This is a genomic window from Streptomyces sp. NPDC002306 (assembly GCF_053593435.1).
The window spans coordinates 267,236-290,320 of record NZ_JBSFCK010000001.1; the positions used below are offsets into that span (position 1 = coordinate 267,236).

Consider the following 23,085-nt stretch of genomic DNA (forward strand, 5'->3'; position numbering starts at 1 on the left):
GATTACGTTTCGGGCAAGAGGCACGGGAGCTCTTGACTGCGCCAGTACATGCGACTGTCATTACGCCCACGATGTTCGGTCGAGTTGGTTTCTGATCGGTTTCGAAGACCTTTCGGGCGCCAGCTCTCCCCTTGACCGAACCCTGTCACTCAGGAGCCGCCATGCGCCTGTCCTCTTCCGGTCTCTCCGTGCCGGGGCCCAGCCGACGTTCGCTGCTGCGCGGAGCCGGCGGCGCGGCCGTCCTCGCCGGTGCCGGGATACCGCTGCTGTCCGCCTGCGGCGGCAGTGGCACCGCCTCCGACCCGAAGACCGTCACCCTCGGCTCCAACGGCTCGGACGCCGTGCCCAAGAAGGCCTACGCGGAGATCTACGCGACCTTCAAGAAGCAGTCCGGCATCACGGTCGATGTCAACACGAAGGACCACAACACCTTCCAGGAGCAGATCAACTCCTACCTCCAGGGCACGCCGGACGACGTGTTCAACTGGTTCGCCGGATACCGCATGCAGTTCTTCGCGAAGAAGGGCCTGGCGACCCCGCTCGACGAGGTGTGGGACAAGATCGGGGACAACTTCCCGGACGCGATGAAGAAGCTCAGCAAGGGCGAGGACGGCAAGTACTACTTCGTGCCGCTGGACACGTACCCGTGGGCGATCTTCTACCGCAAGAGCGTCTTCAAGGCCCACGGCTACACGGTCCCCACCACCTGGGACCAACTCGTCGCCCTGTGCAAGCAGATGAAGAAGGACAACCTGGTCCCGATCGCCTTCGGCGACAAGGACGCCTGGCCCGCGCTCGGCACCTTCGACCAGATCAACTTCCGTACCAACGGCTACGACTTCCACGTCGAGCTGATGGCCGGCAAGGCGTCCTGGACCGACGCCAAGGTGCGCACCGTCTTCGACCACTGGGCCGAGCTCCTGCCCTACCACCAGGACGGCGCAGTGGGCCGCACCTGGCAGGACGCGGCGCAGACGCTGGTGTCGAAGAAGGCCGGCATGTACCTCCTGGGCACCTTCGTGGCGCAGCAGGTCACGGACCCGGCGGACCTGGAGGACCTCGACTTCTTCGCCTTCCCGGAGATCGACCCCGCGTACGGGCAGGACACCGTCGAGGCCCCCACCGACGGATACATGCTCAGCAAGTCCCCGAAGAACAAGGCCGGCGCCCTCAAGCTGCTCGAGTTCCTGGGCACCCCGGAGGCCGAGGCGCTCTACCTCAAGGCCGACCCGAGCGTCGTCGCCGCCTCGTCCAAGGCCGACACCGCCTCGTACTCCGCTCTGCAGAAGAAGGCGTACGACATGATCAGCGGGGCGAAGAGCCTCACGCAGTTCATGGACCGCGACAGCCGGCCGGACTTCACCTCGACGGTGATGCAGCCCGCGCTCCAGAAGTTCGTCCGCGACCCCAAGGGCATCGACAGCCTGCTCTCCTCGATCGAGCGCCAGAAGAAGACGATCTTCGCATCCGCATGAGCACCGAGACGACCACGAAGTCCCCGGAGGCGGCCGCCGTGCCGCCTCCGGGCACCGCGCTTTCCAAGAAGCGGGTGGCGCAGGGCCACGGGCGCCTGCTCACCCGCCGCGACCGCGTCACGCTCGCCCTCATGGCGGGCGTGCCCACGGTCCTCCACGTCGCCCTCGTGTGGCTGACGGCCTTCGCCTCGATCGCGCTGGCCTTCACCACCTGGGACGGCATCGGCTTCGACTCCATCAAGTGGGTCGGACTGGACAACTTCAGGGAGCTGTTCACCAACAACCCGCAGTTCTGGCCCGCCGTCCAGCACAACATCATCTGGTTCGTCGCGCTCATCCTGATCCCGACCCCGTTCGGGCTCTTCCTGGCCGTGCAGCTGGACAAGCAGATCCGGTTCAGCCGGGTCTACCAGACCGCGTTCTTCCTGCCCGTCGTCGTGTCGCTGGCGGTCACCGGGTTCGTCTGGCAGCTCGTCTACAACCCCGACACAGGGCTCATCAACAGCCTCATCGGGGCCAACGAGCCGGGTCACTACATCGACTGGATCGGCGACCCGGACCTCAACCTGTGGGCCGTTCTGATCGCCGCCTCCTGGCGCCACACCGGCTACATGATGATCCTCTACCTGGCCGGTCTGAAGGGTGTCGACCCGTCGCTGCGGGAGGCCTCCGCGCTGGACGGCGCGAACGAGTGGCAGACGTTCAAGAACGTCATCTTCCCGACGCTGCGGCCCACCAACACCGTCGTCCTGGTCGTCACCATCATCGAGGCCCTGCGCGCCTTCGACCTGGTGTTCGTCTTCAACAAGGGCGCCCAGGGCACCGAGCTGCTGTCGATCCTGGTCACCAACAACATCATCGGCGAGTCCAGCCGCATCGGGTACGGGTCGGCCATCGCCGTCGTCCTGCTGGTGATCTCGCTCGTCGTGATCATCCCGTATCTGGTGGCCACCTTCCGGAAGGAGCGGCGCGCATGAGCACTCCCACCGCCGCGCTCGGCAAGCAGCGCGCCCCGGTCCGCCCGGCCCGGGTCCTGCTGCACGTGTTCCTCGTCGTCACCTCGCTGGTCTGGCTCGCCCCGCTGCTGTGGGCGCTGCTCGCGGCCCTGCGGCCGTACTCGGAGACCACGGACAAGGGTTACGTGTCCTGGCCGGACAAACTGAGCCTCGACAACTTCACCAACGCGTTCGAGCAGTCGGACATGACGCACTACTTCGTCAACACGCTGCTCATCGCGGTGCCGGCCGTGCTGCTGACGCTGCTGCTGTCGTCGATGGTCGCCTTCTACGTCAGCCGCTTCGACTTCCGGCTCAACCTGTTCCTGCTGCTGGTCTTCACGGCCGGCAACCTGCTGCCGCAGCAGGTCATCATCACCCCGCTGTACCGCCTGTACCTCCTGGTGGACCTGCCCGGCATCACCGTCAGCGGCAAGCTGTACGACTCCGCGCTCGGCCTGGTGCTCATCCACGTGGCGTTCCAGTCCGGGTTCTGCGCGTTCGTGCTGAGCAACTACATGCGCATGCTGCCGCACGAGCTGACCGAGGCCGCGCTCGTCGACGGGGCGTCGGTGTGGCGGATGTACTGGCAGATCGTGCTGCCGCTGTGCAAGCCCGCCATGGCGGCCCTGGCGACGCTGCTCTCCATCTGGATCTACAACGACTTCTTCTGGGCCATCGTCCTGATCTCCACCGGCGAGAACATGCCGATCACCTCGGCCCTGAACAACCTCTCCGGGCAGTACTTCACCGATCCCAACCTGGTCGCCGCCGGCGCCCTGCTCACCGCGATCCCGACACTGATCGTGTACTTCGCGCTCCAGCGGCAGTTCGTCAGCGGTCTCACCCTGGGCGCCAACAAGGGCTGACCCGGCTCCATGCGAAAGAGAACCACCGTGCCCCACTTCTCCCCCGCCGGCTCCGTCCTCGTGGATCCGCGTACCGCCCGGGTCCACGAGCGGGGAGCCGCCGGATGAACCGCACCCTCTCCGTCCCCGGCATCGCCTACGGCGGCGACTACAACCCCGAGCAGTGGCCCGAGGAGGTCTGGGCCGAGGACATGCGTCTGATGCGCGAGGCCGGGGTCACCATGGTCAGCGTCGGCATCTTCTCCTGGGCGCTGCTCGAACCCTCCGAGGGCGCCTACGACTTCTCGCGCCTGGACCGGATCCTCGGTCTGCTGCACGAGAACGGCATCGCCGCCGACCTCGCCACGCCCACCGCGGCCCCGCCCGCCTGGTTCTTCCGCGCCCACCCCGAGGCGCTCCCGGTGGACCGGGACGGCCGCACGCTGTCGTACGGCAGCCGTCAGACGTTCTGCCCGAGCAGCCCGGCCTACCGCACCGCCGCCCTGCGCGTGGCGGGCGCCCTGGCCGAGCGGTACGCGGGTCACCCGGCCGTCGCCATGTGGCACGTGCACAACGAGTACGGCTGCCACAACGCGGCCTGCTACTGCGACACCAGCGCGCAGGCGTTCCGCCGCTGGCTGCGGGCGCGCTACGGCGACGATCTGGCGGTCCTCAACCACGCCTGGGGCACGGCGTTCTGGAGCCAGTGGTACTACGACTGGGCCGAGATCCTGCCGCCGCGCGCCACCGGCGCCGTACCCAACCCGGCGCAGCAGCTGGACTGGCGCCGGTTCTGCTCGGACGAACTGCTGTCGCTGTACACGGCGGAGCGGGACGTGCTGCGCGCGGCCGCGCCGGACACCCCGGCCACCACCAACTTCATGGTGATGGAGAGCTTCGACGCCCTGGACTACTGGCGCTGGGCCCCGGAGCTGGACCTCGTCTCCAACGACCACTACCTCCAGTCCGCCGACCCCGAGTCGGAGATCGACGTCGCGCTCTGCGGCGACCTGACCCGCTCCCTCGCGGGCGGCCCCTGGCTGCTGATGGAGCACTCCACCGGCGCCGTGAACTGGCAGCCCGTCAACCGCGCCAAGGGTCCCGGCGAACTGCGCCGCAACGCCCTCGCCCATGTGGCGCACGGCGCGGACGGCATCGCGTACTTCCAGTGGCGGGCGGCGAAGGCGGGCGCCGAGCAGTGGCACTCGGCGATGCTGCCGCACGCGGGCACCGACAGCCGGATCTGGCAGGACGTGGTCCGCCTGGGCGCGGACCTCAAAGCCCTGGCCGAGGTGCGCGGCAGCACCGGCACGGCCGAGGTCGCCATCGTCTGGGACTGGAACGCCCGCTGGGCCCTGGAGCTGCCCTCGCAGCCGAGCGGCGCACTGCGCTACCTGGACCTGGTGCGCTCCTGGTACGAGCCGTTGTGGCGGGCCCAGGTCGCGGTCGACTTCGTCCGGCCGGACGCGGACCTCTCCGCGTACCGTCTGGTCCTGGCCCCGAGCCTGTACCTGGTCGACGACGCGGGCGCGGCGAACCTCACCGGGTACACCGAGCGGGGCGGCACGCTGGCCGTCGGCTTCCACAGCGGGATGGTGGACGACAACTGCCATGTGCGGCTGGGTGGTTACCCCGGGGCGTTCCGGGAGGCACTGGGCGTGCGCACGGACGAGCTGTTCCCGCTGCTGCCCGGTGAGACGCTCGGCCTGAGCGGCGGCGGCACGGCCTCGCTGTGGTCGGAGCGGGTGCGCCCGGCGGGTGCCGAGACGGTCACCTCCTACACGGACGGCCCGTTGAGCGGCGGGCCGGCCGTGACCCGGCACGCGTACGGCACGGGCAGCGCCTGGTATCTGGCCACCCGGCCCGACCCGGACACGCTCGCCGCGCTCCTCGACCGGATCCGCGCCGAGGCGGGCGTCGCACCGGTGCGTACGACGCCGCCCGGCGTCGAGGCGGTCCGGCGCCGGGGTGCCGACGCGGACTACCTGTTCCTGATCGACCACGGCGGGGCGGGCGCGGAGGTCGCCGTCGCGGACGGCGCGGTGGAGCTCCTCACCGGCAAGGAAGTCACCGGCTCGGTGACGGTCCCGCCGGGCGAGGTCGCCGTCGTACGGGAGCCGCGGGAACGGTGAGCCGGGCCCCGGGCGGGCCGCGGACCGGACACCGGTTCCGGACCGGCCCGCCCGGCGCCGGACGCCTGGCGGGCCGACTCCAGGGGCGCCTTGCGGCAGCAACGGATCAGGGGCCGTTTCAGATCTCTCTGAAACGGCCCCTGATCTGCGACTCCTTCGAGTCGGGACGACAGGATTTGAACCTGCGACCCCTTGACCCCCAGTCAAGTGCGCTACCAAGCTGCGCCACGTCCCGGTGCGTCCGACGCGGCGAACCGCGTGATCACGCGAAAAGTACTTTACCCCACACCGTGGGCCGCATCGAAAGGGGCACCGGGGAGCGGGACAATCGGCGTATGAGTGGCACCTGGGGTACGGATGGCGCACGGGACCGGGACGGCGAGGGACGGCCGCGCAGCGCCCGGCCCCGGGACGGGCTCGGGCGGCCGCTGCCGTACGGCACGGCCGGTGTGGAACGGCAGCCGGAGGGTGTCCCCCGTACCCCCGGACAGACCGTCGCCGAGGCACAGGCACTGCTGGACGACGGGAAGCCGTTCCACGCGCACGAGGTCTTCGAGGACGCCTGGAAAGCCGGACCCGACCAGGAGCGGGCCCTGTGGCGCGGACTGGCCCAGCTCGCCGTGGGGCTCACGCACGCGGCCCGGGGGAACGACACGGGCGGGGTACGGCTGCTGCGGCGCGGGGCGGCGGCCGTCGAGGAGTGGGCGACGGCCGCCGGGGCCCACCCGTACGGGATGGATCTCGCGGGGCTGACCGCCTGGGCCCGGGAGCTGGCGGACGAGGTGGAGGCCGGCGTGCGGACCGTGGACGCGCGGGCGCGGGCGCCCCGGCTGCGCGGGCACGCGGCCCGCTGAAAGGGACTCGGCCGGGGGCGTCGGCGCAGGTGGGCGCGGACGCGGTGCACGCGTCGTCGGTGCCGTACGGCAGACTCGGGGCGTGCGAAGGATTCATGTCATCGGTATCGGCGCGGGCGACCCCGAGCAGCTGACCCTCCAGGCGGTCAGGGCGCTGCGCGGCACGGACGTCTTCTTCCTCCTCGACAAGGGCGAGGTGAAGGGCGACCTCACGCGGTTGCGCCGGGACCTGCTCGACACCCACGTGCCGGAGGGGACGTACCGCGTGGTCGAGGCACGCGACCCGGAGCGGGACCGCCGCGCGGGAGGCGACGCGTACTCCCCCGCCGTCGGGGACTGGCGCAGCGCGCGCGCCGACATCTACCAGCGGCTGATCGCCGAGGAGCTGGGCGAGGACGACCGGGGCGCGTTCCTGGTGTGGGGCGATCCGTCGTTGTACGACAGCACGATCGGCATCCTGGAGGAGATCCTCGGGCGCGGCGAGGTCGCCTTCGAGTACGACGTCGTGCCCGGCATCAGCAGTGTCTCGGCGCTCGTCGCCCGGCACCGCACGGGGCTGAACCGGGTGGCGCGTCCGGTGCAGATCACCACGGGGCGGCGGCTCGCCGAGGGCTTCCCCGAGGACGTCGACGACGTGGTCGTGATGCTCGACGCGCACCAGGCCTTCCGGCGGTACGCCGACCAGGACATGGACATCTACTGGGGCGCCTACATAGGCACCCCGGACGAGATCCTCGCCTCGGGTCCGATCGCCGAGGCCGCACCGCGCATCGAGCGGCTGCGCGCCGAGGCCCGTGAACGCAAGGGCTGGATCATGGACACGTATCTGCTGCGCCGCGACCCCGGCGCCCGCTAGCCCCCGGCCGGCCGCGCGCCCCGGCGCTCAGGGCCGGTCGAAGCCCAGGCGGCCGAGGACCGACGCGACATCGGGCACCGCCGTCACGCCCGCCGGGAGCGCGGGACGGCGTACGACCACGACGGGCAGGCCCAGTTCACGGGCGGCCGTGAGTTTGGCCGACGTCGCCGTGCCCCCGCTGTCCTTCGTCACCAGTACGTCGATGCGGTGCGCGCGCAGCAGCGCCGACTCGTCGGCCGGGGTGAACGGTCCGCGGGCCAGCAGCACCTCCGCGTCCGGCGGCAGCGGCGGCTCGGGCGCCTGCACGGTCCGTACGACGAAGTGGAGTCGGGTCGGCCGGGCGAAGGCCGCGAGTCCCAGGCGTCCGGTCGTCAGCAGGACCCGCCGGCCGAGGCTCGGCAGCAGTTCGGCGGCGGCGTCGAGGGAGGCGACCGGGTGCCAGCGGTCCCCGGGGACCGGCTGCCAGCCCGGCCTGCGCAGCACGACCAGCGGCAGCCCGGTCGCCGTGGTGGCGCGGGCCGCGTTCGCGGTGATGCCCGCGGCGAAGGGGTGGGTGGCGTCGGCCACGGCGTCCACCCGGTGCGCGCGCAGCCACGCGGCGAGCCCCTCCGCGCCGCCGAACCCCCCGACGCGTACGTCCCCGTCGAGAGCGCCCGGCCGTGCCACGCGTCCCGCGAGGGAGGTGGTCACGCGCACCCCGGGTCGCGCCGCGAGGTCGGCGGCGAGCCGGCGGGCCTCGGTGGTGCCGCCGAGGACCAGGATGTGCGGGGACATGGCGACGAGCCTACGAGGCCCCCCGCGCCGCCTCGCCCCCGCCCTCCCCGGGGTCGGGGTTGGTCTCCTCGATCTCGGTCAGCAGCGCCGCCCGCTGCCGGGACGACAGCGAGTCGCCGTTGACGCTGTGCATGGCCCAGGGGACGGCACAGGGCCCTTCGTGGTCGGGGTCGGGGCACAGCACCTCGGCCAGACGGTCCATCAGCTCCTCGTGCCGGGCGGCCGTGGCGACGTGCGCGATCTTCACCTGCCACAGCCGGGGCTGCTCCGGAGAGTCGGGAGGGCTGGGGTCGGATGGGGTGGGGCCGGGCGCGGTGGGGCCGGGCGCGGTCGGATCGGGCGCGGTCGGATCGGGCACTGTGCTGGTCCTCGTTTCCGGGAGTGAGGGGAGCGTGCGAAGTCACGGGAGCGGTCGAAGTGGCGGGCGCGGTGGGAGTGATGGGGGTGACGGGAGTGATGGGGCGCGCGTCTCGGCCGGGTGGGTGATGTCCTGGTGGGTGATGTCCGGGGGCCGGGGCCGGCCGCGGTGGCTATCGTCCCTCTCATGGAGTCAGTGCGTGCCGTCCTGGTCGACATCGACGGAGTCCTCACCGTGTCGTGGCAGCCGCTGCCGGGCGCGGTGGAGGCCTTGCGAAGGATCCGGGACGCGGGTCTCGGTGTGGTCCTGGTGACGAACACGACGTCCCGGACACGGGCGTCGATCGCGACCGCCCTGGGGGACGCGGGGTTTCCGGTGACCGCCGAGGACGTGCTCACCGCGTCCGCCGCCACCGCCGCCCACCTGGCCGAGCGGCTGCCCGGCGCCCGCTGCGCGCTGCTGAACAGCGGGCGGATCGAGGACGACCTCGCTGGTGTGAGCCTGCTGGCCGACGACGACACCGACACCGTGCCGGACGTGGTGATCGTCGGGGGTGCCGGGCCGGAGTTCGACTACGCGGCCCTGAACCGGGCCTTCGGGCACCTCCAGCGCGGAGCGCGGCTGGTCGCCATGCACCGCAACCTGTACTGGCGGACCGAGCGGGGGCTGCGACTCGACTCCGGGGCTTTCCTGTTGGGGCTGGAAGCGGCCGCGCGGACCGAGGCCGAGGTCACCGGGAAGCCGTCGCGCGCGTTCTTCGGGGCGGCGCTGTCCCGGCTCGGGGCCGGTCCCGGCGAGGCGCTGATGGTGGGCGACGACATCGAGTCGGACGTCCTGGCGGCGCAGCGCGCGGGCCTGACCGGAGTGCTCGTGCGCACCGGCAAGTACCTCCCGCGGACGCACCGGGAAGCGAGCGGCACACCGGATCACGTGATCGACTCGTTCGCGGACCTGCCCGCCCTGCTGGGCCTGTAGCCGCCGACGCACGACGCGGCCGGTGCCGAAGCCTGCGGGAAAGCCCGCGCGGCGGCCGGCGCTACGGCTAGCGCAGCAGCAGCTGCGCACCGCCCACGATCGTCGCCGCGATCACCAGCTGCTCGAAGAGCCGCTGGTTGATCCTGTTCACAGCCCATTTGCCGAACAACGCACCGGGCACGACGAACACCACCAGCACGGCGTCGAGCAGCAGCGAGCGGCCGTCGATCAGGCCCAGGCCCACGCTGAAGGGCACCTTGGAGATGTTCACGATCAGGAAGAAGAACGCCGAGGTGCCCAGGAAGCCCAGCTTCCGGAAGCCCGCCGACAGCAGGTACAGCGACATCACCGGGCCACCGGCGTTGGCGACCATGGTCGTGAAGCCGCCGAGGACGCCGTAGAAGCGGGCCTTCAGGCGCCCGGCCGGACCGGTCACCGCGTCGGGTTCCGCCGCGGCCTCGGCCCCGCGCCGCCGCCACACCGTCACCGCGGCCATCAGCAGCAGGATGGCGCCGATCGAGGTCCGTACGGCACCGTCGTCGGCCCACACCAGGAACAGCGCGCCGAGGACCACGCCCGCCGCCACCGCCGGGAACAGCCGCCACAGCGTGGGCCAGTGGGCATGCCGCCGGTAGGTGAGGACGGCGAGCACGTCACCGGCGATCAGGATCGGCAGCAGGACCCCGGTGGAGGCGCGGGCGGGCAGCACCGCCGCGAAGATCGCGAGGCTGACCGTGTTGGCCCCGCTGACGGCCGTCTTCGAGAAGCCGACGAGCAGCGCCGCGGAGGCGAGGGCGGCGAACTCCCCGCCGGATATGTGCCAGAGCGTCATCGTGTTCATGCGGAGACCGATGCTATGCGCACGCAACCGGCGGCCGTAAGGGGCGTCCCACCGGCCGGTCCCCACCCCGGGCGCGCGGCCGGTCAGGGCCGGTCAGCGCCGGTCAGCCCGCCGAGTACCGCGCCCGCAGCTCCCGCTTGAGCACCTTCATGCTGGGCCCGAGCGGCAGCGCGTCCGTGAACTCCACGCGCCGGGGGTACTTGTGGCGTCCCAGCCGCTCCTTGGACCACGCGACGAGCTCCGCGCCGTCCGGGTGGGTGCCCGGGGCGGGCACGACGACGGCGCACACCTCCTCGCCGTGCAGTTCGTCCGGGAGCCCGATCACGGCGACCTGGGCGATGCCGGGATGCCGTACGAGCACCTCCTCGACCTCGCGCGGGTAGACGTTGAAGCCGCCCCGGATGATGACGTCCTTCTTGCGGTCGACGATCCGCAGGAAGCCGTCCTCGTCCTTGGTGCCGAGGTCGCCGGTGCGGAACCAGCCGTCGACGAGCGCCTCGGCGGTCGCCTCCGGACGGCCGAGGTAGCCGGAGAAGACGTTGTGGCCGCGGATGACGACCTCGCCCAGCTCACCGACCGGCAGGAGTTCGACGGCCCGCTCGTTCTCGGCCCGGGCGATCTCCACGTCCACGCCCCACAGCGGGTGCCCGATGGTGCCCGCCCTGGTCCCGAACAGCGGCTGGTTCACGGCCGCCGCCGGCGAGGTCTCCGACAGCCCGTACCCCTCGTGGATCTCCGCCCCGAACGCGGCCTGGAACCGCTCCAGTACGGCGACCGGCAGCGAGGCGCCGCCGGACACGCACACCCGCAGCTCGGGCAGCACGTCGGCGTCGGCGGCCGCGGCGGCCAGGGACACGAACATCGTGGGCACCCCGTGGAAGGTGTTGACGCCCTCCTTCACCATCAGCTCGATCGCGCGCCCCGCGTCGAAGCGCGGCAGCAGCACGAGTGTCGCCCCGGCCCGCCACGTCGAGTTCATCGACACCGTCTGCCCGAACGCGTGGAACAGCGGCAGCGCGCCCAGCGCGATGTCGTCGGCGCGGATGTCGTTGGCGTCGAAGGCGTTGACGGTCGCGTTCATCACCAGGTTGAAGTGGCTGAGCACGGCGCCCTTGGGCACACCGGTGGTGCCGCTGGTGTAGAGGACGACCGCGGGGTCGTCGGCGGCCCGGGTGACGTACGACGGCAGGGGTTCGGCGTCGGCCGCGAGCCGCTCGAACTCGGGGCCCAGCGCGACGACCGGGACCGCGGCCGCCCGCGCGGCGGCCGAGCCCGTGTCGGTCTGCGCCGGGTGGCACAGCAGCAGGGTCGCGCCGCTGTCCCGCAGCACGTGCTCGACCTCGGGCGGCGACAGCAGCAGGTGCACGGGCACGACGACGGCGCCCGCCGCCATGATCGCGTAGTACGCCTGCGGGAACTCGGCCGTGTTGGGCGCCATCAGGGCGACCCGGTCCCCCGGCCGCACGCCGAGCCCGACGAGCGCGCCCGCCTGGGCGCGGGCCCGCCGCCAGACCTCGGCGAACGACAGCCTGAGGTCGCCTTCGACCAGGGCGGTCCGGTCGGGGCGCCGCCGGGCGTTCTCGGAGAGAATGGCGGCGACGGACAGGGTTGCCATGCGGAGTGCTCCGTTCCTTGCTGCGACTTCGGCGTCGGCCACCCCGCGGACGGGTTCGTCGACGGGCGACGACGGGTGCGGCTAGTGCCGCTCGACCAGTACCGCGCTGCCCTGCCCGACCCCCACGCACATGGTGGCCAGGCCCCGCTCGGCCCGGGTGCGGCGCATGCGGTGGAGCAGGGTGGTGAGGATGCGGGCGCCCGAGCACCCGAGCGGGTGGCCCAGGGCGATGGCGCCGCCGCTCGGGTTGACGAGGTCGGGGTCGATGCCGAGCGCGTCGACGCAGGCGAGGGCCTGGGCCGCGAACGCCTCGTTGAACTCGGCCTCCTGCACGTCACCGATCTCCCAGCCCGCGCGGGCGAGCACCCGGCGGGTGGCGGGGACCGGGCCGATGCCCATCACGTCGGGGTGGACTCCGGCCGAGCCGCCGGCGACGTAGCGGCCCAGCGACTCCAGGCCCAGCTCGTTCAGGGCCTCCTCGCTGACCAGCAGGAGAGCCGCCGCGCCGTCGTTCATCGGCGAGGCGTTGCCCGCGGTGACCGTGCCGCCCGGCCGGAAGACGGGCTTGAGCCCCGCCAGCTTCTCGTACGAGGTGTCCTCGCGGATGCATTCGTCGGCGTCGACGAGGACGCCGTCCGGGCGCCGCACCGGCAGGAGTTCGTCGTCGAAGTCGCCGTTCTTGCGGGCCTGGGCCGCGAGCCGGTGGCTGCGCAGTGCGAACTCGTCCTGCCGCTCGCGCGGGACGCCGTGGCGCTCGGCCACCTCCTCCGCCGTCTCGCCCATCGACAGCAGGCCGTGCAGGTCCTTCATCGCGGGGTTGACCAGCCGCCAGCCGAGCCGGGTGTCGACGGTCTCGATGCGGTGCGGCAGGGCCTCGTCGGGGCGCGGCAGCACGAAGGGGGCGCGGCTCATGGACTCGGAGCCGCCCGCGAGCACGATGTCCGCCTCGCCCGCGGCGATGGTGCGGGCCGCGGTGGTGACGGCCTCCAGGCCGGAGGCGCACAGCCGGTTCACGGTGGCGCCGGGCACGGACTCGGGGAGGCCGGCGAGCAGCGCGGCCATCCGGGCGACGTTGCGGTTGTCCTCGCCGGCCTGGTTGGCGGCCCCCCAGTAGACGTCGTCGATGCGGGCCGGGTCCAGCGCGGGCAGCTCGGCGACCAGGCCGCGGATCACGGTCGCGGCGAGGTCGTCGGGCCGTACCGCGGACAGGGATCCGCGCAGCCTGCCGATGGGGGTGCGGCGGGCGGCCGCAAAGTGGACGGGACGCACGACAGGACTCCTGACCGTCGTCGGCTTAATTAGCACTGCTAGTTTTCGACTATAGACCGTTGTCCGACTCCCTGAAAAGATCCCCCGAGACCTTCGCCGACGCAGCTGGAGGAGTCATGGCCGACCCCCGCGAGCACGTCCTCGCCGGCACCCGGGGCCGGATCGTCGCCCGCGAGTGGCCGCACGGGCGCCCGCGGTACCTCGCGCTGCTGGTGCACGGCTACGGCGAGCACGTCGGCCGGTACGAGCGGGTCGCCGGGGCGCTCCGGGCGCACGGCGCGGCCGTGTTCGGGCCCGACCACCAGGGACACGGCAGGTCGGCGGGCGAACGGGTGCTGATCGAGGACTTCGAGGACGTGGTCGACGACGTGCGGGCCGTGGCGGAGCTGGCCCGCGCCCGGCATCCGGGCCTGCCCCTGATCGTGGTGGGGCACTCCATGGGAGGCCTGATCGCCGCGCGCCACGCCCAGCGGTACGGCGACGAGCTCACCGCCCTGGCGCTGTCCGGCCCGGTGATCGGCGCGTGGGAGACGCCGGGCCGGCTGCTCGCCCACGACGAGATCCCGGACATCCCGGTCAGTCCCGCCGCGCTCTCCCGCGACCCGGCGGTCGGCGCCGCCTACGCGGCGGATCCGCTGGTCTGGCACGGCCCGATGAAGCGGCCCACGCTGGAGGCGTTCGTACGGACCCTGGAGACCGTCGCCGAGGGCGGCGACGTCGGCCGGCTCCCGCTGCTGTGGCTGCACGGCACGGACGACCGGCTGGTACCGCTCGCCGGCAGCCGCGTCGGCGTCGAGCGGCTCAGCGGCGGGAACCTGACCGAGCACCTCCTGCCCGGCGCCCGGCACGAGGTGTTCCACGAGAGGGACAAGAGCCAGGTCCTCGCGGTGCTGACCCGTTTCCTGGACGGCGCGCTCACCGCGCGGGACGGCGAAGGACCATGGCCGAAGATCGCCTCTGTCCCGGGGAACGACCGTGCCAGACTGCTCGGACGCGTGGGCGAGGGCGTCGAACAGAGGAGCACCGAGTGACCGGGAGCGGGGCGGGGGCCGCCGTGCGGAAGATCGACACGAGCAGGCCGCATCCGGCGCGCGTGTACGACTGGTTCCTCGGCGGGAAGGACAACTACCCCGTCGACGAGGAACTCGGCCGGCGGATCACGTCGATCGACGCGGGCGCCCCACGGGCCGCGCGCAGCAACCGCTGGTTCATGCAGCGGGCCACGCGTCTGCTCGTGCGGGAGACGGGAATCCGCCAGTTCCTCGACATCGGCTCCGGCATACCCACCGAACCCAACCTCCACCAGATCGCCCAGTCGACCGCGCCCGAGGCACGCGTGGTCTACGTCGACAACGACCCGATCGTGCTGGCCCACGCCGGCGCGCTGCTGCGCGGCACCCCGCAGGGGCTCACGGAGTACCTCCAGGCCGACGCGCGCGAGCCGCGGACGATCCTCGACCAGGCGGCGCGCCTCCTCGACCTCGACCGGCGCGTCGCCCTGTCGCTGATCGCGCTCATGCACTTCGTCGCGGACGCGGACGGGGCGTACGAGATGGTCGAGACGCTGGTCGGGGCGCTGGCACCGGGCAGCTGCCTGGTCCTGTCGGCGATGACGGCCGACCTGGAGCCGGAGAACGTACAGCGCGGCATCGCGGCCTACGCGGCGGGCGGCGTGACGCTGGTGGCCCGCACGCGGGACGAGGTGGCACGCTTCTTCGAGGGGCTCGACCTGGTCGAGCCCGGGGTCGTGTCCGTGGCGGACTGGCGTCCGGAGCTCGCCGAGGGCGAGTCGGACCTCGGCCCCGGGCCGATCTCGCTCTACGGCGCGGTGGGCGTCAAGCGCTGAGCCGGCTCAGGGCGGCCGACACCAGCGTCCGCACACCGGGCACGAGCACCGACAGGTCGGGCGCGAACAGCGGGCTGTGGTTGCCCGGCACGGCGGCGACCTTCTCGCCGAGGTCGTCCCCCGGCGCCGCCTGCCACACGTCGGCGGGTGTCGAGGTCACGTACCAGTAGTCGTACGGCACGCCCTCGGGTGCCAGCAGCGAGAAGTCCTCGCTGCCCATCGCCGGGCCGAAGTCGAACACCGTGTGCGCGCCGAACAGTTCACGGTGCACGGCGGCGATCTCCGTGTCGAGGTCCGGGTCGTTGACGGTGTTCGGATAGCCGGCCCGGACCGTGACGTCGGGCGGCACCGGGCAGCCCGCCGCCGCGCACTCGCCCTCGGCGACGCGCCGCACGGCGGTGAGGATCCGTTCGCGCACCTTCGGGTCCTGGGTGCGCAGGTTCAGGGCGAGCCGGGCCTCGGCGGGGATGATGTTGCGCTTGGTGCCGGCGTGGAACATGCCGACCGTCAGCACCGCCGAGTCCTTCGCGGCGACCTCGCGGGAGACGACCGTCTGGAGCCGGGTCACCAGGTACGCGGCCGTGACCAGCGGGTCGACCGTGGACTCGGGGCGCGCGCCGTGGCCGCCGACGCCGTGCACGACGATGTCGACGTCGTCGGAGGCCGACATCGTCAGGCCCGGGGTGTGCGGGAAGAAACCGGCCAGACCCGGCGCGACGTGCTGGCCGAGGACGACGTCCGGACGCGGGAAGCGCTCGCGCAGCCCGTCGGCGACCATCGCGCTCGCCCCGCCGCCGGACTCCTCGGCGGGCTGGCCCACCACGACCAGCGTGCCGGACCAGCTCTCCCGGGCGGCGGCGAGCGCCTCGGCGGCCCCGGCCAGCCAGGTGACGTGCAGGTCGTGGCCGCAGGCGTGCATCACGCCGTCGACGGTGGAGGCGTACTCCAGCCCGGTGGCCTCGCGCACCGGCAGCGCGTCCATGTCGCCGCGCAGCCACACCACCGGTCCTTCGCCGTTGGTGAGGACGCCGACGACTCCCGTACCGGCGACCTTCTCCGTCACCGCGTATCCGGCCGCGCGCAGCCGTCCGGCGAGCAGGTCGGCGGTGCGGTGTTCCTGGAAGGAGAGCTCGGGGTGACGGTGCAGGTCCCGGTAGAAGTCCTCGAGTTCGGCGGTCTTCAGCCCTGAGGTCAGCTCCAGGGCGAGGCGGGCGACGGCGGCGGGCTCGGTCATGCTGCTCCCTCTCGTCGGGGGGTCCGCTGCTGCGCGCAGCTCGACGCGGCCCACCTTGGCACAGGACCGCACCCGCGTGACCACCGCCGGTGACCGCGGGGCCCTGCCGCCCGGCGGCCGGGGCATCCGCGGCCTGGGCGGACTAGCCCCTGGCGACGGGGAGTCCCAGCACGCGGGCGATGGTGCGCAGGACGCCGTTGTCGTTGTTGGAGGGGGCGAGGTGCCGGGCCCGGCGGACGACCTCCGGGTGGGCGTTGGCCATGGCGAACGACCACTCGGCGGTGTCCAGCATCTCCAGGTCGTTGAGGTAGTCGCCGAACACCATGGTCTGCGCGGGGGTGATGCCCAGGTCGCGCTGGAGCCGGCGGACGGCGGCGCCCTTGTCGGCGGTGCGGTTCATCACGTCGACCCAGTGCTCGCCGGACACGACGACCTGGTGGGTCGCGGCGAACGGCGCCAGAGCCGGTGCGGTGGTCCGCTCGGCGGCCCCGAAGTCGAAGAGGGCCACCTTGATGATGTCGTCGTCGACGGCGGTGACGTCCTCGACGATCCGCAGCTCCAGGTAGTACCGGCGCACCTCGGCGAGGAACGCCTCGTCGGTCCGCTCCACGTACGCGGACTTCTTGCCGCACAGCACCGCGCCCATGTCGACACCCTCGGCCACGAGCCGGCGCGCCGCCCGTACGACCTCGTGGGCGACGGCGGTCTCCAGCGGGTCGGAACTCAGCTCGACACCGTCGCGTACGACGTAGGTGCCGTTCTCCGCGATGAACACCATGCCCTCGGCGACCTCGGCGAACTGCCGCTCCAGGGTGGCGTACTGGCGTCCGCTCGCCGGGCTGAACAGCACGCCCCGCTCGCGCAGCAGCGCCAGCGTCTCCCACAGCCCCGCGGGTGGCCGCTTGTCGTCGTCCAGGAGCGTGCCGTCCATGTCCGTGACGATGAGCCGGATGTCGGCGCACGCGGCCGCGGCCGGGGGCTCGGAGGGGGTGACGAGGGGCGCGTGCGAGTACGGCATGTCCTGCTTTCCGGGGCGGGGGCTGTCCTTCCAGCCTACCGGGGCACCCGCCGGGGACTCCCTGCCCCCGGACGGGCACCGCTCGGCCGAATCCCGGGACACGCTGATCACCGGGCGGCACCATGACGGCGGTGTCCGCGGGTGCGGCCGAGGGGGAGCTACGTGAGCGAGGGCGGCGGCCGGCCGGGCGGCGCGTTAGCACTGGACATCCGCGTGGCGTCACCGGCCCCCTCGTCACCGACCACCTCGACACGGACGCGCCCGCCCCGGACGCGTCGCCCGAACGCGGCGTCGCGACGCCGGACTTCACCCCGCCTGTCGCCGCGTTCCCCGACCCGCCCGACCGGGGGCCGGTGCCGTGCCCGCACCGGTGAACCGGCTCCGGCCTGCCGGACGCGGTACCGCTGTTCGGCGCGGTGGCCGTGCGACCCTGACAGGGGCCGCCAGGGCCCCCGGGCCGAGGCCCCCCGAGCAGAGTGTGCCGAGCCGGGCCCGTCGAGCCGGGTCCGCCGAGGAGGACGCCCATGACCACCCTCGCCGATCCCGTCCCGGGCGGGCGTCCCGGTGACGTCGAGCGGGCCACCGCGCTGAGCGCCGAGCTGACCGGCCGGGGCGTGCACGGCGTGGTGCTGGCCTACGTCGACACCGCGGGCATCACCCGGGTGAAGACGGTCCCGACCGCGAAGCTGGCGTCCGCGGTGGCCTGGGGCGTCGGCATGTCACCGGTGTTCGACACCTTCCTGGCCGACGACCACGTCGTCACCACCGACGTCCTCGGCTCCCCCGACGGCGACCTGCGCCTCTTCCCCGACCTCGACCGGGTGGTCGTGCTGTCCAGACAGCCCGGCTGGGCATGGGCCCCGGTGGACCGGATCACCCAGGACGGCGAGCGGCATCCCGGGTGCGGCCGTACGCTGCTGCGCCGGATCGTCGCGGACGCCGAACGCGACCACGGCATCACCTTCCGGGCGGCCGTCGAGGTCGAGTGGGCCGTCGGCCTCGGGTCGGCTCCCGACGGGGAGTTCGTGCCCGCCGTCTCGGGTCCGGCGTACGGCGCCACCCGGCAGGTGGAGCTCAGCGACTGCGCGGCCGACCTGCTGGCGGCGTTCGCGGCGCAGGGCGTCGAGGTCGACCAGTTCCATCCCGAGTACGCGGCCGGGCAGTTCGAGGTCTCCGTGGGCGCGCTGGACCCGGTGGCGGCGGCCGACCGCAGTGTGCTGGTGCGCCAGACGATCCGCGCGGTGACCCTGCGGCACGGACTGCGGGTCTCCTTCGCCCCCGCGGTCTGTGCCGAAGGGGTCGGCAACGGCGGCCATGTCCACCTCTCCGCCTGGCGCGACGGGGCGAACCTGCACGCGGGCGGCGACCGCAGGCACGGTATGACGGCCGACGCGGAGGCGTTCGCGGCCGGGCTGCTCGCCCGTCTCCCGGCCCTCACCGCGGTGACCGCGCCGAGCCCGGCCAGTTATCTGCGGCTCAGGCCGTCCCAGTGGGCGGGGGTGTTCACCGCCTGGGGCCTGGAGACCCGGGAGGCCGCCGTGCGGGTCGTCCGCGGGACGGCGGGACGGCGGGCCCAGCAGGCCAACCTGGAGGTGAAGCCGGTGGACCTGGCCGCCAACCCCTACATCGCCCTCGGCGCGCTGATCGCGGCCGGACTGGACGGGCTGACCGCGGGCGCGGCGCTGCCCGGGGAGATCACCGGGGACCCGGCGAAGCTCACCGCCGAGGAGGCGGCGGCGCGCGGCGTGCGCCGGCTGCCGGTCTCGCTGGCGGAGGCGGTCGCCGAGTTCCGCGAGGACGAGGTGCTGCGCACGGCACTGGGGCCGGTCCTGGCCGACGCGGTGATCGCCGTACGGCAGGGGGAGGTCGCGGCCGCCGACGGACTGGACGACGCCGGGCTGGCGGCGGCCTACCGCTGGAAGTACTGAGATGGGCGCGTCCGAGGGACCCGTCCACGAGGCGCTCGCCGCACTGCCGCTGACGGATCATCACTGCCACGGGGTGCTCACCGGCGCCCCGGACGCCGAGGAGTTCGCGTCCTTGCTCACCGAGGGCGAGGCGTGGCCCGGCAGCGGCATCACGCCGTTCGACAGTCCGGCGGGCATCGCCGTACGCCGCCACTGCGCGCCCCTGCTGGACCTGCCCCGGCACACACCCGCCGAGCAGTACCTGCGGCGCCGCTCCGCACTGGGCCCGCGCGAGGTGAACCGCCGCTTCCTGACCGCCGCGCACACGGACGTGTTCTGCGTCGACACCGGGTTCGCCCCGCAGCCCGTCACCACCGCGGCCGAGCTCGCCAAGTGCGCCGGCGGGGGCGCGGTGGCGTACGAGGTGGTGCGGCTGGAGAGCGTCGCCGAGGCCGTGATGGCGCGGGGTGTGGATCCTGACGGGTACGGGCAGGCGTTCCGGTCCGCCGCGGAGGAGGCCGTGCGGCGGCCGGGCGTGGTGGGGGTGAAGTCGGTGGCCGCCTACCGCACGGGATTCGACCTGGACCCGGCGCGGCCCGGGACGGCGGAGGTCACGGAAGGGGCCCGGCGCTGGTCGGCGCGGGGCGGCCGGCTGGCCGACCCCGTCCTGGTACGCCACCTGCTGTGGACCGCCGTCGACCTCGGCCTTCCTCTCCAGCTGCACACCGGTTTCGGCGACGCCGACATCCGGTTGCACCGGGTGGACCCCACCCGCCTGACCGACTGGCTCCATCTGGTCGCCGGTACCGTGCCGGTCCTGTTCCTGCACTGCTGGCCCTACCAGCGTCAGGCCGGATACCTGGCGACGGTGTTCGAACAGGTTTACCTGGACGTGGGCCTGACCCTGCATCATGTCGGGCCGGCCCGGGCGCGGGCGGTCCTGGAGGAGGCACTGGAGATCACACCACCACGCAAACTGCTGTACAGCTCGGACGCCTACGGTGTGGCCGAGTTCTACTGGCTCGGCGCGCTGGCGTTCCGCCGGGGCCTGGCCGAGCTGCTCCAGGACCGGGTGGACGCCGACGAACTGAGCCTGCCCGACGCGCTGCGGTTCGCGCGATGGGCGGGAGCCGACAACGCCCGCCGGGTCTACCGGCTTTCCGACAGCCACTGAAAGTATGATCGAACAATGTCTGACATGACCGAAACCACGCCCGGTTGGCTGAGTTCCGACGACCTCGAACAGGCGCGTGCCCGCATGCCGATCCTGTACGTCGAGGCCGTGCCCGTCCGCGTCGCCGACAACGGGGAAGTCGTCAGCATCGGACTGCTGTTGCGCATCGGACCGGACGGTACGGTCAGCCGGACCCTCGTCTCCGGCCGGGTGCTGCACCACGAGCGGGTCCGGGACGCGCTGCTGCGCCATCTGGAGAAGGACCTCGGCCCGGTGGCGCTCCCCCGGGTCCCGGTGTCCCTCCAGCCGTTCACCGTCGCCGAGTACTTCCCGACGCACGGCGTCACGCCCTACCACGACCCGCGCCAGCACGCGGTGTCCCTGGCCTACATCGTGCCGGTCACCGGCGACTGCCGGCCGCGTCAGGACGCCCTGGACCTGGTCTGGTTCAGCCCCGAGGAGGCCGCGTCGCCCGCGGTGCAGAGCGAGATGCCCGGCGGTCACGGGTTCCTGCTCCGGCAGGCGCTCGCGCACGCGGGTCTGTCGGCGTCCTGACCGGCCGCGTCGCCGTACGCCGCGGACCCGGCACGGTCCCGCCCCGCCGGCGGGCGGGGCCGGGTCCGGCGCGGGTCAGTGCAGGTCGGCCTCCGCGGGCTTGTCGTGGACGGGCCCGTCACCGACGGGCCGGTCGCCGAGGAAGCCGCCCGACTGGTGCTGCCACAGCTTCGCGTACGCGCCCTCGGCCGTGAGCAGCTCCTGGTGCGTGCCCTGCTCGACGATCCGGCCGCGATCGAGGACGACGAGCCGGTCCATGGTGGCGACCGTGCTCAGCCGGTGCGCCACCACGAGCGCCGTCCGCCCCTCCATCAGCCGCCACAGCGCCTCCTGGACGAGGATCTCGCTCTCGGAGTCCAGGGCGCTGGTCGCCTCGTCGAGCAGCAGGATCGGCGCGTCCCGCAGGATCGCCCGGGCGAGGGCGACCCGCTGGCGCTGTCCGCCGGAGAGCTTGACCCCGCGCTCGCCCACCATGGTGTCGAAGCCGTCCACGAGCCCGTCGACGAACTCCGTGACGTGCGCCGCCTCGGCCGCGCGCCGGATCTCGGCGTCGGTGGCGTCCGGCCGGGCGAAGGCGATGTTGTCCCGCAGGGAGCGGTGGAACATCGCCGGGTCCTGCGGCACGTAGGCGATCTGGCCGCGCAGGTCGGCCTGGCTCAGCCGGCTGATGTCCTGGCCACCGATCAGGATCCGGCCGGCGTCGATGTCCGTCATCCGCAGCAGCAGCCGGGTGAGCGTGGTCTTGCCGCCGCCGGACCGGCCGACGAGACCGATCCTCGACCCGCTGGGGACCGTCAGGTCGAGGCCCTCGAACAGCGTCCCCGCGCCGGTGTGGGCGAACGTCACCTGTTCGTACCGTACGTCGGCGGACCGGGGCAGCAGCGGCTCAGGCGACACCGGGTCGAGCACGGTCGGCGAGGTCAGCAGCAGTTCGGTGAACTGCGCGGCCTCCGTCAGCGAGCTCTCCACGCGGCGGTAGATCTGATTGAACTCGAACATGATCCGGGTCGCGTTGGAGTAGTACGTGAAGGCGACCACGACGGTCTCCACGCTGTGCCCGCCCCCGCCGAGGGCGACCGCGAGCAGCAGACCCAGCGCGTTGGTCAGCACCGACATCGGCGCGACCAGCGTGTCGATGCGCAGGTTGCCGTAGTCCCACGAGCGCAGGGTGAGGCGCCTCGACTCCGCGACGCGGGAGCGGTGTTCGGCGGCCTCGCTCCTCTCGGCGGCGAACGCGCGGACCGTGTCCATGTTCATCAGGCTGTCGGCGACATGCCCGGACACCCGGGCGATCGCCTCCTCGCGCTGGGCGACGAGCGCCTGACGGCGCCGGATGAGGGGCACCACGCACACCGCGGTCAGCGCGATCATCGCCAGGAGTCCGACGACGAGCAGCGGTTCGTAGCGCCACAGCACCACCGATCCGAACAGCAGCGGCACGAAGCTGCCCATGATCTGGAAGGTCACCGTGTCGACGAACTCCTCGAACCGGGAGGCGAAGCTCAGCACCCGCTTGGTGAGCGACCCGGCGAAGTTGTCGTGGAAGAACGCCGCGTCCTTGGCGAACAGTTCGTCCATGCCGATCACGTAGAGGTGCTCGATGCCGAGGGCGTCGAGGCGGTTCAGGCAGTGCAGGCCGGCCCGCCACAGCGCCTCCGCGCCCAGCAGGGCCCCGGCGAACGCGAGGACGTACGGCAGTGTCGAGCCGACGTCCATGCCGGCGCCGGAGCCGTCGGCGATATGGCCGACGAGCTTCGCGACGACCAGCGGCGCGAGGTAGTTGATCCCGATGTTGCCCAGCGCGGGCAGCAGCATCGCGGGCACCGCGAGCAGCCTGAGCCGGACCAACTCCCGTCCGTAGTAGCGAAGGGCGAGCAGCACCGAGCCCTTGCCCGGCGTAGCAGCGCGCGATTCAGGCGATCCCATGCCCACCTCGTGATCACGACGACGGGGCCCTCGCGGCTCGCGGCGGTGCCGACGCGCTCGACGGACCAGGCCAGGAATCGCAGTGTCCCGCGACGTCACCACGAGTCCAAGCGAATTTCCCGCCGGACGGGCCCCGCGCGACAGGATGCGCGAACGCGGACAGCGGGCCCGCCCGTATGGGCAGACCCGCTGTCCGACACCGTCGGGACGACAGGATTTGAACCTGCGACCCCTTGACCCCCAGTCAAGTGCGCTACCAAGCTGCGCCACGTCCCGGTGCCTTCTGACCTGGGGTTTCCCCAAGCCGAACGCGCAGGGAAACAATACCGCACTCGGGTCGGTGGTCGCGCACCCGTTTCTTCGCGCCCTCTTGACCTCACGTTCGGTCGAGGTGGGGTGATCGTCGGTAGGGACGTGATCGCCCGCATGGCCA

Annotated in this window: 20 protein-coding genes and 2 tRNA genes; 12 read left to right on the forward strand and 10 right to left on the reverse strand. The window is 72.6% G+C overall.

Going from position 1 to position 23,085, the window contains the following annotated elements; translation table 11 throughout:
* The first annotated feature begins 161 nt into the window (after positions 1–161).
* The 4 genes from ACWCQK_RS01155 (at position 162) to ACWCQK_RS01170 (ending at position 5,450) form a co-directional block, all read left to right on the forward strand.
* Entirely contained in the window at positions 162–1,475 is a 1,314-nt protein-coding gene (locus ACWCQK_RS01155; protein WP_451150503.1) for an ABC transporter substrate-binding protein, read from the forward strand.
* Positions 1,472–2,452: a carbohydrate ABC transporter permease gene (locus tag ACWCQK_RS01160; RefSeq protein ID WP_451150505.1), complete on the forward strand. Its 981-nt coding sequence runs from the start codon at positions 1,472–1,474 to the stop codon at positions 2,450–2,452. The genes ACWCQK_RS01155 and ACWCQK_RS01160 overlap by 4 nt, the downstream gene beginning before the upstream one ends.
* The gene (locus tag ACWCQK_RS01165) at positions 2,449–3,339 is read left to right on the forward strand and encodes a carbohydrate ABC transporter permease (RefSeq protein WP_451150507.1); all 891 of its coding nucleotides are present in this window, start codon (positions 2,449–2,451) and stop codon (positions 3,337–3,339) included. Before ACWCQK_RS01160 ends, ACWCQK_RS01165 begins: the two co-directional genes overlap by 4 nt.
* Positions 3,340–3,443: 104 nt before the next feature.
* Positions 3,444–5,450 (forward strand): beta-galactosidase, encoded by a 2,007-nt coding sequence (locus ACWCQK_RS01170; protein WP_451150509.1) that lies wholly within the window; start codon positions 3,444–3,446, stop codon positions 5,448–5,450.
* Between the two features lie 161 nt (positions 5,451–5,611).
* Here ACWCQK_RS01170 and ACWCQK_RS01175 read toward each other — a convergent pair.
* Positions 5,612–5,685: transfer RNA gene (locus ACWCQK_RS01175), tRNA-Pro, on the reverse strand.
* 100 nt (positions 5,686–5,785) lie between these two features.
* Here ACWCQK_RS01175 and ACWCQK_RS01180 point away from each other — a divergent pair.
* Together ACWCQK_RS01180 and cobF are read left to right on the forward strand one after the other, a co-directional pair.
* On the forward strand, positions 5,786–6,304 hold the full coding sequence (locus tag ACWCQK_RS01180) for a DUF309 domain-containing protein (RefSeq protein ID WP_451150511.1): 519 nt from the start codon (positions 5,786–5,788) through the stop codon (positions 6,302–6,304).
* A gap of 82 nt (positions 6,305–6,386) precedes the next feature.
* Positions 6,387–7,160 carry a precorrin-6A synthase (deacetylating) gene (cobF, locus tag ACWCQK_RS01185; protein ID WP_451150513.1) on the forward strand — a complete coding sequence of 258 codons (774 nt, stop codon included), beginning with the start codon at positions 6,387–6,389 and terminating at the stop codon, positions 7,158–7,160.
* 27 nt (positions 7,161–7,187) lie between these two features.
* Here cobF and ACWCQK_RS01190 read toward each other — a convergent pair whose 3' ends face one another.
* Together ACWCQK_RS01190 and ACWCQK_RS01195 are read right to left on the reverse strand one after the other, a co-directional pair.
* The gene (locus tag ACWCQK_RS01190; RefSeq protein WP_451150515.1) at positions 7,188–7,934 is read right to left on the reverse strand and encodes a cobalt-precorrin-6A reductase; all 747 of its coding nucleotides are present in this window, start codon (positions 7,932–7,934) and stop codon (positions 7,188–7,190) included.
* Positions 7,935–7,944: 10 nt separating this feature from the next.
* Positions 7,945–8,292: a hypothetical protein gene (locus ACWCQK_RS01195; protein WP_451150517.1), complete on the reverse strand. Its 348-nt coding sequence runs from the start codon at positions 8,290–8,292 to the stop codon at positions 7,945–7,947.
* 186 nt (positions 8,293–8,478) lie between these two features.
* Here ACWCQK_RS01195 and ACWCQK_RS01200 point away from each other — a divergent pair, with 186 nt between their 5' ends.
* Positions 8,479–9,267: an HAD-IIA family hydrolase gene (locus tag ACWCQK_RS01200; protein WP_451150519.1), complete on the forward strand. Its 789-nt coding sequence runs from the start codon at positions 8,479–8,481 to the stop codon at positions 9,265–9,267.
* A gap of 67 nt (positions 9,268–9,334) precedes the next feature.
* Here the strand turns inward: ACWCQK_RS01200 and ACWCQK_RS01205 are convergent, their stop codons facing one another.
* The 3 genes from ACWCQK_RS01205 to ACWCQK_RS01215 form a co-directional block, all read right to left on the reverse strand.
* Positions 9,335–10,108, reverse strand: coding sequence for a sulfite exporter TauE/SafE family protein (locus tag ACWCQK_RS01205; protein ID WP_451150521.1), 774 nt, complete (start codon positions 10,106–10,108; stop codon positions 9,335–9,337).
* 103 nt (positions 10,109–10,211) lie between these two features.
* Positions 10,212–11,723: a long-chain-fatty-acid--CoA ligase gene (locus ACWCQK_RS01210; protein ID WP_451150523.1), complete on the reverse strand. Its 1,512-nt coding sequence runs from the start codon at positions 11,721–11,723 to the stop codon at positions 10,212–10,214.
* An 81-nt stretch (positions 11,724–11,804) separates the two neighbouring features.
* Positions 11,805–12,992, reverse strand: a complete 1,188-nt coding sequence (locus tag ACWCQK_RS01215) for a thiolase family protein (RefSeq protein ID WP_451150525.1) — start codon at positions 12,990–12,992, stop codon at positions 11,805–11,807.
* A 116-nt stretch (positions 12,993–13,108) separates the two neighbouring features.
* Between ACWCQK_RS01215 and ACWCQK_RS01220 the strand changes: the two genes are divergently transcribed.
* Positions 13,109–14,023, forward strand: a complete 915-nt coding sequence (locus ACWCQK_RS01220; RefSeq protein WP_451150527.1) for an alpha/beta hydrolase — start codon at positions 13,109–13,111, stop codon at positions 14,021–14,023.
* Entirely contained in the window at positions 14,020–14,838 is an 819-nt protein-coding gene (locus ACWCQK_RS01225; RefSeq protein ID WP_451150529.1) for an SAM-dependent methyltransferase, read from the forward strand. Before ACWCQK_RS01220 ends, ACWCQK_RS01225 begins: the two co-directional genes overlap by 4 nt.
* Here ACWCQK_RS01225 and ACWCQK_RS01230 read toward each other — a convergent pair.
* Positions 14,828–16,072 carry an amidohydrolase gene (locus ACWCQK_RS01230; RefSeq protein WP_451150531.1) on the reverse strand — a complete coding sequence of 415 codons (1,245 nt, stop codon included), beginning with the start codon at positions 16,070–16,072 and terminating at the stop codon, positions 14,828–14,830. The genes ACWCQK_RS01225 and ACWCQK_RS01230 overlap by 11 nt on opposite strands.
* 142 nt (positions 16,073–16,214) lie before the next feature.
* Entirely contained in the window at positions 16,215–17,090 is an 876-nt protein-coding gene (locus ACWCQK_RS01235; protein WP_451150533.1) for a Cof-type HAD-IIB family hydrolase, read from the reverse strand.
* A 524-nt stretch (positions 17,091–17,614) separates the two neighbouring features.
* Here ACWCQK_RS01235 and ACWCQK_RS01240 point away from each other — a divergent pair.
* From ACWCQK_RS01240 to ACWCQK_RS01250, 3 genes are read left to right on the forward strand one after another with little or no spacing between them, the layout of a single operon-like run.
* A complete protein-coding gene (locus ACWCQK_RS01240) occupies positions 17,615–19,018 on the forward strand; it encodes a glutamine synthetase (RefSeq protein ID WP_451150535.1) in 1,404 nt (467 codons plus the stop codon).
* 1 nt (position 19,019) lies between these two features.
* Entirely contained in the window at positions 19,020–20,171 is a 1,152-nt protein-coding gene (locus tag ACWCQK_RS01245; RefSeq protein ID WP_451150537.1) for an amidohydrolase family protein, read from the forward strand.
* Between the two features lie 24 nt (positions 20,172–20,195).
* Entirely contained in the window at positions 20,196–20,726 is a 531-nt protein-coding gene (locus tag ACWCQK_RS01250) for an NUDIX hydrolase family protein (protein ID WP_385786845.1), read from the forward strand.
* A 75-nt stretch (positions 20,727–20,801) separates the two neighbouring features.
* Here ACWCQK_RS01250 and ACWCQK_RS01255 read toward each other — a convergent pair whose 3' ends face one another.
* Positions 20,802–22,652, reverse strand: a complete 1,851-nt coding sequence (locus ACWCQK_RS01255; protein ID WP_451150540.1) for an ABC transporter ATP-binding protein — start codon at positions 22,650–22,652, stop codon at positions 20,802–20,804.
* 202 nt (positions 22,653–22,854) lie between these two features.
* A tRNA-Pro gene (locus tag ACWCQK_RS01260) sits at positions 22,855–22,928 on the reverse strand.
* Positions 22,929–23,085: the final 157 nt, after the last annotated feature.